Origin of the sequence: Enterococcus sp. DIV0901a, assembly GCF_051711525.1 — a bacterium.
Taxonomy (GTDB): Bacteria; Bacillota; Bacilli; order Lactobacillales; family Enterococcaceae; genus Enterococcus_B; species Enterococcus_B faecium.
Genome location: NZ_JBIOMW010000001.1, coordinates 2,523,802 through 2,537,784, shown reverse-complemented (window position 1 = coordinate 2,537,784; position 13,983 = coordinate 2,523,802). Strand labels below are relative to the sequence as shown.

The following is a 13,983-nucleotide window of genomic DNA, read 5'->3' as shown; positions in this document are numbered from 1 at the left end:
GTATACAAGTTAGGAATGGGAAAATGTGAAAAATAAACGATACTTGATGCTGCAATGGATAAAGGAACATAGTCTGATTTTAAAACTGATTTTTTTCGGCTCCGTGTTAGTCTTTGTGGCAAATCAAGTCGCAAATATTGCTAATGGCATGAGTTGGCAAGATATTTGGCAAAGGATGGGACAACAAAGCCACATGACGATCCTGCTCATGACTCTGGCTGGAATGCTGGGTGTCACTCCGATGTTGTTGTATGATTGGGTGACGATCAGAGTCTTAGAAAAACAAGGAAAACCAAAAATGGAAAGAAAAGAGTTTCTTCTTGCTGCGTGGGTAACAAACACGATCAACAATCTCGCCGGTTTTGGTGGTGTGGTAGGAGCAAGCCTGCGAGCTAGTTTTTATGGAAAGCAGACAAATAGAAAAATGGTTTTAGCCACTGTATCAAAAGTCGCACTATTTATGCTGACTGGTTTGTCTGTATGGTCGTTTCTTACATTTATTGATGTCTTTTTTATTCAGTCAGAAAGTATTTTTCGAAGCTATTGGATCTGGCTTTTCGGCGGTAGTTTTTTAGCACCAGTCATTTTCTTTTTTGCTTATCTAAAGAGAAAGACCTTGTTCTCTGAGTTTTATCCAAAAGGCTTGCTTGGTCTGCTACTGGCATCCTTTGGACAATGGACGGGAGCCCTTGCGGTATTTTTGATCATCGGCAAGTTGATGAGAATAGATATTTCGATGCTTTCGATCTATCCTATGTTCATGATTGCTACATTGATAGGAATGCTGACGATGGTCCCAGGGGGAATGGGGACTTTTGACGTTTTGATGATCTTAGGAATGAGTCAATTGTCTGTTCGGCAAGATGTAGCAGTAGTTTGGCTATTATATTATCGGTTGTTTTATTATGTTCTACCTTTTATGACGGGACTTCTATTGTTCATCACACATACAGGAGTCAAAATCAATCGATTTTTAGATAACATTCCGCGACTGTTTTTCCAAAAGGTTGCGCATATCGTGCTCGTAAGTGCTGTCTATTTTGCGGGAATCATGATGGTACTTCTATCAACAATCACTAATCTGTCTGCAATCAGTCGGCTATTTCAAGTATTATTGCCGTTCTCATTCAATTTTTTAGATCAGACAGTGAATCTATTGGTTGGCTTTTTATTACTCGGCCTTGCTCGAGCACTTTCAGTAAAAGTCAAAAAGGCATTTCTGCCTACGATTGCTTTACTATCTTTTGGTATTTTAAATACAATCACACGTACGTTATCTTGGCAGTTGATATTGGTATATGTCTTGATTCTGTTAGCTGTGTGGTTATCCAGAAAAGAATTTTATCGAACAAAATTCGTTTATTCTTGGGGAGCTATAATCTTTGATGCTAGCTTGTTCGGCTTTTTGTTTATCGTTTACGCAATTGCAGGCTATCACAGCGGACGCTTTTTAGTCGGTCGAATAACAGGAAACCATTTTATTTTGTTTCCTTCAGATGATGTGTGGTTCTCAGGGCTTATTGGTTTGGGCATCTCATTGCTAGCTTTAGTGGCGCTTTATCAATATTTAGCTGAAGATACTACGAAGCTTGGCAGTGAGTACGAAAAAGACCGTTTTGACCTTTTATTGGAAACATACGGAGGCACAGCTACAAGCCATCAGCTTCGCTTGTCAGGTTACAGTTATTTTTATTACCAAGAAGACGACCAAGATCAAGTCGTTTTTGGTTATCAGATCAAAGGAAACAAATGCTTTGTTTTAGGAGATCCAGTTGGAAATCCTAAAATGATGCGGGCAGCAACGAATCAGTTTATGAAACAAGCAGATTGTTTAGGCTATCAGCTTGCGTTTTATAAGATATCAGAAAGCTACGTAGTGATGCTTCATGAATTGGGTTTTCACTTCACGAAAGTAGGTGAAGCAGGGATTGTTGATCTAGCAACAGAAGACTTGTCTCGGCTGAGTCAGCAACTTGAATATCAACGTTTGATGAAAGAAGGATACCATTTTACTTGGTACGATCAACTGCCAGAAGAATTACATCAAGCTGTAAATGAAGTTTCACAAAAATGGCTTCAAGGTGCACGAGAAAAATACTTCTCTGTGGGACGATTTGATAAATCATATGTATTATCTAACGGTGTCGGTATTGTTCGTAAAGATCAAAAAGTCGTTGGCTTCATCACCGCTCAGCCGATGACGAAGAAGCAGGCGGGATATGATTTGTTGCGGGTCTTACCTAAAGAATCTGAGGAATTAGCTGACTATCTGTTAGCCAATCTGTTTATTGTATACGAGAAAATGGGCTACTCGGAAGCCAATCTAGGCTTAGCTCCATTAGCTAATGTTGGAGAAACAGATTTTTCTTTCTTTCAAGAAAAAGTCATGCATATCGTATATAATTATGGTAATTTTTTCTATTCCTTCCAGTCTGCTTATGAAAAGAAATTAAAATATGTCGATCATTGGGAAGGACGTTACTTTGCTTATAGGAAAGGAAGTAATTTCGGATTTGCTACCATGCAGCTACTCAGTCTGATAGGAAAAGAAAAAGGAAATGTTCCGAGTTTGGCAGAAGAAGTGCTCACAGAATTATAAGAATCACTAGAACTTGTTTGGATTATGAAGAGAAAATTCTGTGAAAGCTGTTGAAACGATGACAAAATCAACCACTAGGCAGACATAAGCTATACTTTTATTTTTCCCTATGATAGAATACTTGCGACTTAGACTTTTCGAATGGGTGAGAGGATGGAATTGATTGAAAAAGCGCCAGCCAAGATAAATTTAGGACTGGATGTATTATATAGACGGCAAGATGGGTATCATGAGTTGGAAATGGTGATGTCGAGCGTAGACTTGGCAGATCATCTATTTTTTGAAGAAATAACAGAAGACAAAATCATTGTAGAAACAAATAAAGCATTTTTACCGGTAGATGAACGGAACAATGTTTATCAAGCTGCTTTATTGTTAAAAAATAAATACAATATCAAAACCGGTGTCAAGATCTTTGTTAAGAAGAATATTCCAGTAGCAGCTGGATTAGGCGGAGGAAGTACAGACTGTGCAGCTGCTCTAAGAGGGATCAACCAATTATGGAATCTGGGCTGTTCGTTAGAAGAACTGGCAGAAATCGGTTTGGAAGTCGGTACAGATGTTCCTTACTGTGTCTACGGAAGTACGGCATTTGTCGGTGGCAAAGGGGAAGAAATCCAAGTATTACCTTCTATGCCACAGTGCTGGGTTGTGTTGGTCAAACCAAGAATGAGTGTCTCTACACGTACAGTGTTTAGAGAAGTAGATACGCAAGCCATCCAACATCAAGACATCCACGGACTTGCTGAAGCCATCCGAGAGCAAAATTATCAGCAGATGATCAAAAAAATGGGAAACAGTTTAGAAGATATAACGGGAAAGCGGCATCCAGTCATCCATCAAATCAAAGAGCGTATGATCAAGTACGGAGCAGATGCTGCATTGATGAGTGGAAGCGGACCAACCGTTTTTGCCTTGTGTCAACATTATTCAAGAGCGCAGAGAGTATATAATGGGTTAAAAGGTTTTTGTGAGGAAGTTTATTTAGTACGAACCCTGCAATAAAATATAAGAAGTAAAATAGGTGATAAAAAACTGAGGAATCCTAAAATGGTATTCTTCAGTTTTTTATTGTAGTGAAATGGCTAGATATGAGCAGCAACTCATCCATTTTACGATTTAATCAAGAATATACATGCTTAAATCAGAAATTGATGGATTTCTATTGACTGTGTTTTTTTATTTTGATACATTAGTTCACGTTAATAAATCGTAAAATTCCGATTTGTTCATTGAAAGGAGCATATAAATGAAAAAATATCTTTTGACAGCTACGGTAATGATAGGTGCTTTACTGTTTGCAGCATGTGGAAATACGAACAAGGAAGCAGACAAAAAAGAGGATTTGACGATCGTTACGACTTTTTATCCGATGTATGATTTTACAAAAGAGATCGTAGGGGATGAAGGAAACGTGAAACTTTTGATCCCTGCTGGAACGGAGCCGCATGATTTCGAACCAAGTGCAAAAGAAAGAGCAGAAATTTCCGATGCAGATGTTTTCGTGTATAATAGTTCAGACATGGAATTTTTTGTGGATTCGTTAAAGGATTCAGTGGATAGCAAACAGACCTTGATGATCGAAGCAGCTAAAGGAATCGACCGTTTAGAATCGCAAGAAGCAGACGAACATGAAGAATCAGAAGAAGGGCATGGTCATTCACATGAATACGATCCACATGTTTGGCTCGATCCGGTATTAGCTATAAAAGAAGTCAGAACGATTGCTGAAGAATTAGGCGAAAAATATCCAGATAAAAAGGAAACTTTTACGAAGAATGCCGATGCTTATATCAAAAAGCTTGAAGCACTGGATCAAAAATACTCCGATGAGCTAAAAGATGCAACAAACCGCACATTTGTCACTCAGCATGCTGCTTTTGCTTATTTAGCGAATCAATACGACTTAAAACAAGTAGCGATTTCGGGCGTTTCACCAGATCAGGAACCCACACCAAGCCGCTTAGCTGAACTAAAAGAATTTGTGAAGAAAAACAACATCAAAGTGATTTATTTTGAAGAAAATGCCTCTTCGAAGGTAGCTGAGACATTGTCGAATGAAACAGGAGTGAAGCTAGAAGTGTTGAATCCTTTAGAAAGCTTGACTAATGAACAAATCAAAGCAGGCGAAAATTATATTTCTGTCATGGAAAAAAATCTGAAAGCTTTAAAAGAAAGTATCAATTAAGTTTTAGAATGGAGGTTGTAAGGTGCGTTATATCGAAATATCTGATTTGACCTTTTACTATGATGATGAACCTGTACTAGAAGATGTCTCTTATCATGTAGATGCGGGTGAATTTGTCATTTTAACTGGAGAAAATGGAGCAGCCAAGTCAACCTTGGTGAAAGCATCGTTAGGATTACTGAAACCTTCAAAAGGAATGATAAAGATTGCTGAGAAAAATCAAGAAGGAAAAAAATTAAGTATCGGTTATATTCCCCAACAAGTTGCATCTTTCAATGCAGGTTTTCCTAGTACGGTGATCGAATTAGTCCGTTCAGGAAGATATCCAAGAGGCCGCTGGTTCAAGCGTCTCTCTGAAAAAGATCATCAACATGTACAGCGTGCTTTAGAAGCTGTAGGGATGTGGGATATGCGAAATCGGCGAATAGGTGAATTGTCTGGCGGACAAAAGCAGCGAATCAGTTTAGCGCGTATTTTTGCTACTGACCCTGACTTATTTGTTCTTGATGAACCAACAACAGGTATGGATGAAGAATCCAGAAATGAATTTTATCGTCTTCTCCGACATAGTGCGCATGTCCATGGGAAATCAGTTCTAATGATCACCCATGATCATGAAGATATCAAACAGTATGCGGACAGACAGATCCGACTGGTGAGAAAGGAGGATTCTCAATGGCGTTGCTTTCATATGAATTCATGAGAAGAGCGTTTCTTGCCGCTATCTTCATTGCCGGAATCGCCCCGATGCTAGGTGTGTTTTTAGTGATCAGAAGACAATCGCTGATGGCTGATACGCTTTCTCATGTCTCTTTAGCAGGGGTAGCGTTAGGATTCTTTTTGAACCTTAATCCTACACTTACGACCATGCTAGTCGTTGTATTAGCAGCTGTGATATTGGAGTATCTGCGAACGATCTACCGAACCTATTCAGAAATCTCCATTGCCATTTTAATGGCTGGTGGTTTGGCGCTAGCGTTAGTATTGATGAATTTGAGCGGAGGGAATTCAGCAACAAGTATCCAATCCTATCTGTTTGGTTCGATCGTGACCATTACATGGGAGCAAGTCATCTTTTTAGGAATCTTATTCGTTGCCATCGGTATATTGTTCTTTTTATTCAAACGGCCGATGTATGTTCTGACTTTTGATGAAGATACCGCCCACGTGGATGGGCTACCCGTTCATTTGATGTCGATGATGTTCAATGTGATTACTGGTGTGGCTATTGCTGTGATGATCCCGATTGCCGGTGCACTTTTGATATCCGCAATCATGGTTCTTCCCGCAGCAATCGGTATGCGATTAGGCAAAAGCTTCAATGTCGTGATTGCTATCAGTGTTTGTGTAGGATTTCTAGGGATGCTGTCAGGACTAACTAGCTCGTTTTATCTAGATACACCTCCAGGAGCAACAATCACATTAGTCTTTATTGCTTTGTTCCTGATTGTAAATATCATCAAACGAATATTGGTTGCCTTCAGAAGAAAAAATAACTAAATTATAAAGAAAAGAAGCCTTATAAAAACGAAAAATTTTTTATAGGCTTCTTTTTATTTTAATAAATACCGAACTATTTTCTTATTTTTTCATAAAATGCTCGAATTTTTGAAGAAAAACTTATATAATGTAAAACGATAAAATTTCTTAAAAGGAGTTGGAATAGGTGAAAGTACGTCGCAGTGAACGTCTAGTTGACATGACACAGTATTTATTGAATCACCCGCATGAATTGATTTCCTTAACAAGCTTTGCCGAACGTTATGAATCTGCTAAATCTTCTATCAGTGAAGATTTGGGAATCATCAAGAAAACATTTAAAGAACGAGGGTATGGAACCTTGGAAACAATCCCAGGTGCTGCAGGTGGTGTATTGTTCATCCCTGAAATTTCATATGAAGAGGCGAAAAAATATATTGAATCTCTAGCAGAACGTCTATCAGAACAAGACCGTCTGCTTCCAGGAGGATATGTTTATCTCTCTGATTTGTTAGGAGAACCTGAACTGCTGCGTCAAGTTGGAAGAATCATTGCTTCTAAATACCTTGGTGAAAAAATCGATGCTGTAATGACTGTAGCCACAAAAGGCGTACCTATTGCCCAAGCTGTGTCCTATTATCTGAATGCGCCATTCGTTATTGTACGCCGGGACTCAAAAATAACAGAAGGATCAACAGTAAGTGTCAACTATGTGTCTGGATCTTCTGAAAGAATTGAAAAGATGGAACTGTCTAAGAGAAGTTTGAAACGTGGTTCACGTGTCCTTGTAGTGGATGATTTCATGAAAGGCGGCGGAACAGTCAACGGAATGAAGAGCTTGATTGAAGAATTCGAATCAGAACTTGTTGGCATCACTGTATTTGCCGAATCAAAATTCAACGGTCATCGCGCCATCGATGATTATACGTCACTGCTTTATGTCAAAGATGTAGATACTCAAACGAAAAATATTACGGTTGTGCCGGGAAATTATTTTTCAGAATAAGAGGTTGTGAAAAAGCCGCTTAGTTTCGAGTAGTAAGAAAAATTTTGTGAAAATGGCTTTCCACATTTTTTCATAAATTTGGCTTAATACCGAGAAACTGGCTTTTGAACACCGTTTATCTAGAGGTTGTGAAATCAGCGTCCTGTCCTGAGTATTAGCTCAATAAACGGAAAAATTGCTCCTCATATTTTGCCGTTTATTGAGCTAATACCGAAGGTCAGCTGATTGAAAACCGTTTAATGAAGAGGTTGTAAGCCTACCGTTTAACTCTAAGTCACAAGAAATGATTTCAAAAAACAGCTTTTCATGTTTTATGAGTAGTGTGACTTGTGACCGAGGAGTTGGCAGGAGAGCACCGGTTACCAAATAGATAGGCCCGTTATGGTCTATCTATTTTTTTATCCAGAAAACGCTGGGATAAAAGAAAATCACTTGTTTTGTTGAAAAAATGGGTATACTGGGATAAACTGAAATCAGCAAACTATATTTAGGAGTGACGCAGTTGGACGCACGTTATGCAATTATTTTGGCGGCAGGGAAAGGTACCCGCATGAAGTCAAAATTATATAAAGTTTTACATCCCGTTTCTGGTAAACCTATGGTAGAACATATCATTAATCGGGTCAGTGAAACGAAACCAGATGAAGTGATTACGATCGTTGGACACGGAGCAGAACAAGTTAAAGCACAACTAGGGGAACGCAGTAAATATGCGTTACAAGCAGAACAATTGGGAACAGGACATGCTGTTTTGCAAGCTGCTTCTTTCTTGGAAGGAAAAAAAGGAACAACGTTAGTTATCAGTGGAGATACACCATTATTGACTACTGAAACGCTGAACAATCTTTTTGAATATCACCAAGGAAAAAATGCAAGTGCAACGATCTTGACGGCACAAGCAGAAAACCCAACAGGATATGGACGAATCATCCGTGACCATATTGGGATCGTAGAAAAAATCGTGGAACAAAAAGATGCAACACCAGAAGAAGCTCTTGTACAAGAAATCAATACAGGAACTTACTGTTTTGACAACGAAGCTTTGTTCGATGCGTTAAGCAAAGTTGGAACAAACAATGCTCAAGGTGAATACTATCTAACAGATATCATCGAAATCTTAAAAGAAGAAGGCCATACAGTTGCTGCTTATCAAACGGATGATTTTGAAGAATCAATGGGAGTCAATGATCGGATCGCGTTAGCTAAAGCAAATGAGATCATGAGAAAGCGAATTAACCAGATGCATATGGTCAATGGCGTAAGCTTTGTCGATTCAGCAACGACATACATCGATGCAGGCGTAGAAATCGGTCCAGACACATTGATCGAAGCAGGTGTACAAATCCAAGGAAATACAGTCATCGGTTCTGATTGTGTCATCGGGTCACATTCAAAAATCGTAGACAGTAGGATTGAGGATCACGTCGTCATTGAAAACTCAGTCATTGAAAGCAGCCATGTCAAGAAACATGCAGATGTGGGACCTTATGCACATTTACGACCAAAAGCTGAAATTGGCGAAAACGTCCATATCGGAAACTTTGTGGAAGTGAAAAATGCTCAAATCGGCAAAGGAACTAAAGTCGGTCACTTGACTTATGTTGGTGATGCTACGCTGGGAGAAGAAATCAATGTCGGATGTGGTGTTGTCTTCGTCAACTATGATGGAAAGAACAAACATCATACGACTGTCGGCGACCACAGCTTTATTGGTTCTAGCACGAATATCATCGGACCTGTCGAGGTAGCTAAAAACAGTTCGATTGCTGCCGGGTCAACAATTACAGACAATATTCCAGAATATGCGCTGGCAATTGCGAGAGCAAGACAAGTCAATAAAGAAGGATATGCAAAAAAACTCCCTTATCTAAACTAAGACTTTTGCAAAATCACTTGATTTATTTAAAAAATATGACTACTATTTATTAGGTAGAATTCTAGAGTTGTGAAAAAGAAAGTGGAGGTCCCCATGTCAAAACATTACTTTGACCCAAGATTAAAAATTTTTGCGTTAAATTCCAATCGCCCATTAGCAGAGAAAATTGCAGCAGCAGTCGGCGTCGAGTTAGGAAAATCATCTGTTACTCAATTTAGTGATGGAGAAATTCAAGTAAACATTGAAGAAAGTATTCGTGGATCGCATGTCTATGTTATTCAATCAACGAGCAGCCCAGTCAATGATAACTTGATGGAGTTGCTGATCATGATTGACGCACTGAAACGAGCAAGTGCAAAAACAATCAACGTAGTCATGCCTTATTATGGCTATGCGCGTCAAGACCGTAAAGCACGTGCACGGGAACCAATCACAGCGAAATTAGTAGCAAACATGATTCAAAAAGCTGGTGCAACAAGAATGCTGACTTTGGACCTTCATGCAGTCCAAATCCAAGGTTTCTTTGATATTCCAGTCGATCATTTGATGGGTGCGCCACTTATTGCCAATTATTTCTTAGAAAAAGGAATCAAAGGCGATGATGTTGTCGTTGTTTCACCAGACCATGGTGGTGTCACACGGGCACGTAAATTAGCGGAATTTTTGAAATCTCCGATTGCGATCATAGACAAACGCCGTCCAAAAGCAAATGTTGCAGAAGTAATGAATATCATTGGACAAGTCAAAGGCAAAACTTGTGTACTGATCGATGATATGATCGATACAGCAGGTACGATCACATTGGCTGCCAATGCTTTGAAAGAAGCTGGTGCAACTAGTGTGTATGCTTCATGTACACATCCAGTATTATCCGGCCCTGCTTTACAAAGAATAGAAGATTCAGCTATCGAGCGTCTAGTTGTTACAGACTCGATCTATCTTCCAGAAGATCGTAAAATCGACAAAATCGATGAAGTAAGTGTTGGCGGACTAATGGGAGATGCAATCAAACGTATCCATGAAAACAAACCAGTTAGTCCATTGTTTGAAACAAAAAATAAATAATAAATAAACTCACAAAGGGGAGTCCAATTGGGCTGAGATTGAATCTATTTCTAAACCCTTCGTACCTGTATCGGTTATGCGAGCGTAGGAATTGTGAATAAACAGCTGTTTGACTATTTTCGAAAGCTGCTTCCTCCTTTGTGACTTTTTTATTCAAAGGAGGAAGTTTTTTTATGGGAAAAAATAGAGTTTGGGTAGAAGGAACGATTGTTGCAGCGTTAGCGATGGTGTTGTCGTTGATTCCGATCCAGATCGGCAGCAGTTTTTCTATTTCATTAGGGCAGATTCCATTGACTCTTTTTGCGTTAAGAAGAGGGACAAAGGCAGGGATGCTGGCAGGTTTCATTTGGGGCATCCTACATTTTCCGTTGGGACAAGTTTATTATTTAAGTGTCGTTCAAGTGTTGATTGAGTACCCGATTGCCTATACTTTTGCAGGCGCAGCAGGGCTCATGGCTTCAAATGTCCAAAAAGGCTATGTAGACGATAATACGAAACAAATTAGAAAAAGCATCGTGTTTGGTGCATTGATTGGCGCACTTTCCAGATATTTTTGGCATTTTATTGCAGGAGTGGTTTTCTGGGGAGCGTATGCACTATGGGGGATGAATCCTTGGCTCTTTTCTTTCGTAATGAATGGTGCCAGCGGGTTGAGTACAGCTATTGTAACGATCATCGTTTTATTAGGGATCCAACAAACGATTCCTTCGATTTTTGTGCCAGATAAACGACAGGAGCTGTAAATAAAAAAGAAGCAAGAAACTTGAGACAGAATCATGTCCTAGTTTCTTGTTTCCTTTTTATTTTTTGATAAGAAATAGATCTACTTCAATGGCAGATAAGAAAGATCGGCATCTTCCACCAATTGCCAGTGTCGATCGGTGACAGAGTAGATTAAAGTAGCGATGATTTCCTCTTCTCGATACCGGGTGCCTTTTAATTTCCAAATATAATCTTCAATCACATAGATTGGGATACGATATTCACCATCGATCAAACCAACTTGATCAAAAGAAAAAATGATCCCTTCCTGCATCAAATTACGCATTTCTTTCAATAATTCCACACTGATTTTTTCAACAGGTGTTTCTTTTTTGAAAAAAGATTTTTTTACATTGATCTTATCTGACAAGATCGAACTTAATTTACTAGCAAAAATCCTATAAAATTCATCTAAATAGCGATAATAAATCCGATTCAGCTGATCATTAAGATCGAAGTATACAAAATTATTCTGTAGTTTATAAAAAAACGGCGAATGAAGATGTGTTTTCATATGACCAAAATATAATAATTCTGAAATTTCTAAAGGTGTCAATTCTTTCAGCATCGTTAAATCAGTAAAGTCGATCCACTTCAATTCATCGAATCCACGCCTGTTACGAGAAGAGGAAAAGAAACGCTGAATATTTTCTGTACCACGGATTACTTTCAGCCCTGTATGGGATTCATATTCTCCAGCAGAAGCAGATGGATCAAGCAAGAGCAAGTTTTGAGGAAAATGCACGATACTGTTTGCAAAGTCAGTAGCAGTCAGCCCTTTTGTTAAAACAGCATTACTTGTGGTATCAATATGTACATAAACTGACTCAGTCATCATGTTCCTCCTCTTATTTCCTCTTAATCTCTTTTATTTTACAACATTTGCATTAAAAAAGCTTGTTTCTTTTATTTTAAAATTCCATTACAAAATCACGTTTTCATTGAAAACACTCTCATTTTCAATTAATTTTTGTGATTTTTGTATTTTTTATTTAAAGGAGGTTTTATGAATTGTTTTCTTATGGAATCTACAAAGTCGAATACGAGACTCATGACCTTTTTATGACGTACTGGTATACTTGAAGAAAAAGGAGAGAGCGATGGAGATAAAAAAAGTTTACTTTTCACAGAAAATGTCGCTGTATTCGCCTATCCAGCAAGCAAAACAACCCCTCCCATTTTTTCAAAGTCATCAAGAAAGTAGAGACGCTTTTTGGCGTTCTGCAAAAAAGCAATGTGCTTTTAAAGCAGTATCGAAAAAATATACCGTCTATTTTACTATTGCTAAAAGTAGAGGAGATGTTATTTTTAATAATCTGTTGATTGAAGGTGAAACTTTTGAATGGAAAAAATTTTTTCGGTATATGGAAGCTTGCGCTCGTTTTTTTATTAAAGAAAACTGTTGTTTTTTATTTCAATCTCCTCTATCAGAAGAATGGTTGCGTATTTTTCATAAAAACGGCTATCAAGGAACCACACAATTAAATAAAAAGCTGGTCTATCATACAGCACTTGTTTTAGGTGGAGGAGGAGCGCACGGTGCTTATCAGATTGGTGTGTGGCAGGCGCTGAAGGAACATGATATCAACTTTGAGATTATCACAGGTACCTCGGTAGGTGCGTTGAACGGCGCATTGATTTTACAAGGAGATATGAAAAAAGCTGTGAATTTATGGAAAAAGCTGTCGACAAGACAAGTGCTTGCGTTACCAGAAATGGCTGCGGTTGAAGACCTTCGTGAACGCTTCTATCGAGAAAGACGCCAAATGACGAAAACAGCACTAATTGAAGGCGGGGTTTCTTCTGCTCCATTGGAAAAGATGGTCAAAGACAATTTGGATTTGTCCTTACTCAAACATAATCCCAAAATACGTTTATATACGGTGTCTACTAAACTGCCAGAACTAGCGGAAGTAGTGACTGATATCCAACAGACAAAAACAGAAGAAATACCAGATTGGATACTCGCCTCTGCTTCATTTTATCCCGCTATGGCTTATCGAAAGATCGGAAAAAATAAATATGCAGACGGTGGGTATCGCAACAAAATACCTATTGATATTGCGATTAACAAAGGAGCAACAGAGGCATTTGTCGTAGATGTGCAAGGGCCAGGCCCAGCGAAAAAAATTCGTATGCCAGACATTTTTATCCATTGGAAATGTCAAACATTGTGGACACTAGGCAGCTTTCTGCTTTTTGATGGCCAAAGGAACCAATTAAATTTACAATTAGGCTATCTGGAAATGAAAAAAAGATTAGGCTATTACTATGGGAACTGGTATACATTTCATTCTGTTAAACCTGCAAGAACATACTGGCGAGGATTTTTGTCTTACTTAACAAAAGAAATTCAGTTAGAATTATCTTTTTTCAAAAGCATAAAATTTTGGCAAAAACTGCGTAATTTATATAAGAACAGGGTCGTACCAGAGACATGCGGATTGGCGATGCTAGAACTTTTAGCAAAAAAACATTTTTTATTGCCCAATGAAATCTATCAAGTAGACATGATGATTCAAATGATCTGCCAACAAGATATAAAAAGTATGCCGAATGATTTATTGGCACAAATTGGTCAATTAAGTACTGAAGAATGGCGAAGGTATCGAAAATACCAGCAAAAAATACAAAATGAGCGCACGAAAACTGTTTATTTTGATTTTCTGCTACAAGGAAAACGCAAGGATCGTTTGCAGCATGAATTGCTTAAGCAACCAGTTGACACATTACTGATCCTATATTTATATTATCTCAAGGAGGAACAACCATGGCACAAGAATTTTCATATGAAATCGTAGAAGAAATCGCTATATTGTCAGAAAACAACAAGGGGTGGCGTAAAGAACTGAACCTAGTCAGCTGGAATGATCGCCCGCCAAAATTCGATCTTCGAGATTGGGCGCCAGACCATGAAAAAATGGGGAAAGGCCTGACATTGACGAACGAAGAGTTTGAACAACTGCAAAAAGCAATAGAAAATATGTAATGAGGAAGGACCCTGTCGA

General features: G+C 38.5%; 12 protein-coding genes and 1 riboswitch. Of the genes, 11 read left to right on the top strand and 1 reads right to left on the bottom strand.

Features of this window, described 5'->3' with window-relative positions; all coding sequences use genetic code 11:
- The first annotated feature begins 25 nt into the window (after positions 1-25).
- From mprF to thiT, 9 genes are all read left to right on the top strand, one after another.
- Positions 26-2,599, top strand: coding sequence for a bifunctional lysylphosphatidylglycerol flippase/synthetase MprF (mprF, locus tag IGL70_RS12210; protein ID WP_104873756.1), 2,574 nt, complete (start codon positions 26-28; stop codon positions 2,597-2,599).
- A 153-nt stretch (positions 2,600-2,752) separates the two neighbouring features.
- Positions 2,753-3,604: a 4-(cytidine 5'-diphospho)-2-C-methyl-D-erythritol kinase gene (ispE, locus tag IGL70_RS12205; RefSeq protein ID WP_025479366.1), complete on the top strand. Its 852-nt coding sequence runs from the start codon at positions 2,753-2,755 to the stop codon at positions 3,602-3,604.
- A 244-nt stretch (positions 3,605-3,848) separates the two neighbouring features.
- Positions 3,849-4,787, top strand: a complete 939-nt coding sequence (locus tag IGL70_RS12200) for a metal ABC transporter substrate-binding protein (protein ID WP_002287342.1) — start codon at positions 3,849-3,851, stop codon at positions 4,785-4,787.
- A gap of 22 nt (positions 4,788-4,809) precedes the next feature.
- Positions 4,810-5,490, top strand: a complete 681-nt coding sequence (locus tag IGL70_RS12195) for a metal ABC transporter ATP-binding protein (RefSeq protein ID WP_002287343.1) — start codon at positions 4,810-4,812, stop codon at positions 5,488-5,490.
- Positions 5,463-6,287, top strand: coding sequence for a metal ABC transporter permease (locus IGL70_RS12190; protein ID WP_002287344.1), 825 nt, complete (start codon positions 5,463-5,465; stop codon positions 6,285-6,287). Before IGL70_RS12195 ends, IGL70_RS12190 begins: the two co-directional genes overlap by 28 nt.
- A 166-nt stretch (positions 6,288-6,453) precedes the next feature.
- A complete protein-coding gene (purR, locus tag IGL70_RS12185) occupies positions 6,454-7,272 on the top strand; it encodes a pur operon repressor (RefSeq protein WP_002287345.1) in 819 nt (272 codons plus the stop codon).
- Positions 7,273-7,774: 502 nt separating this feature from the next.
- Positions 7,775-9,148 (top strand): bifunctional UDP-N-acetylglucosamine diphosphorylase/glucosamine-1-phosphate N-acetyltransferase GlmU, encoded by a 1,374-nt coding sequence (gene glmU, locus IGL70_RS12180; protein ID WP_002287346.1) that lies wholly within the window; start codon positions 7,775-7,777, stop codon positions 9,146-9,148.
- Positions 9,149-9,241: 93 nt separating this feature from the next.
- Complete coding sequence (locus tag IGL70_RS12175; RefSeq protein ID WP_002287347.1) at positions 9,242-10,213, top strand: ribose-phosphate diphosphokinase; 972 nt, start codon at positions 9,242-9,244, stop codon at positions 10,211-10,213.
- Positions 10,214-10,218: 5 nt separating this feature from the next.
- A riboswitch (TPP riboswitch) is annotated at positions 10,219-10,321 on the top strand.
- Positions 10,322-10,386: 65 nt separating this feature from the next.
- Positions 10,387-10,956, top strand: coding sequence for an energy-coupled thiamine transporter ThiT (gene thiT / locus IGL70_RS12170; RefSeq protein WP_002301201.1), 570 nt, complete (start codon positions 10,387-10,389; stop codon positions 10,954-10,956).
- 80 nt (positions 10,957-11,036) lie between these two features.
- Here thiT and IGL70_RS12165 read toward each other — a convergent pair whose 3' ends face one another.
- On the bottom strand, positions 11,037-11,810 hold the full coding sequence (locus tag IGL70_RS12165; RefSeq protein WP_002298196.1) for a hypothetical protein: 774 nt from the start codon (positions 11,808-11,810) through the stop codon (positions 11,037-11,039).
- Between the two features lie 265 nt (positions 11,811-12,075).
- Here IGL70_RS12165 and IGL70_RS12160 point away from each other — a divergent pair, with 265 nt between their 5' ends.
- Together IGL70_RS12160 and IGL70_RS12155 are read left to right on the top strand one after the other, a co-directional pair.
- Positions 12,076-13,776 carry a patatin-like phospholipase family protein gene (locus IGL70_RS12160; protein ID WP_081156759.1) on the top strand — a complete coding sequence of 567 codons (1,701 nt, stop codon included), beginning with the start codon at positions 12,076-12,078 and terminating at the stop codon, positions 13,774-13,776.
- Complete coding sequence (locus IGL70_RS12155) at positions 13,746-13,964, top strand: YdbC family protein (RefSeq protein ID WP_104873985.1); 219 nt, start codon at positions 13,746-13,748, stop codon at positions 13,962-13,964. The genes IGL70_RS12160 and IGL70_RS12155 overlap by 31 nt, the downstream gene beginning before the upstream one ends.
- The last annotated feature ends 19 nt before the right edge of the window (positions 13,965-13,983 follow it).